This window comes from Salifodinibacter halophilus (genome assembly GCA_012999515.1).
Classification (GTDB): Bacteria; Pseudomonadota; Gammaproteobacteria; order Nevskiales; family Salinisphaeraceae; genus Salifodinibacter; species Salifodinibacter halophilus.
The window spans coordinates 1-252 of sequence record JABEEB010000466.1; the positions used below are offsets into that span (position 1 = coordinate 1).

Consider the following 252-nt stretch of genomic DNA (forward strand, 5'->3'; position numbering starts at 1 on the left):
GCCGCGCCGCCGGCTGCCTGGCGCAACAGCTCACCGATTTCATCAACGCCCGCGGCATCACCCAGTTGATCGTGATCACCCACTCCAACGGCGGCAACGTCATGCGTTGGATCCTGTCGAACCCGACCTACGACAGCCGCTATCCCAACATCATCGCCAAGACCGTGCGGGTCAACGCGCTGGCGCCGTCCTCGGCCGGCACGCCGCTGGCCGATGCGGCGATGAACGGCAACGCCTTCGAACAGGCGGTGG

General features: G+C 66.7%; 1 protein-coding gene. It reads left to right on the forward strand.

Going from position 1 to position 252, the window contains the following annotated elements; all coding sequences use genetic code 11:
* Positions 1–252, forward strand: a 252-nt coding sequence (locus tag HKX41_12470; protein NNC24950.1) for a hypothetical protein, incomplete at both ends; no start/stop codon positions are given.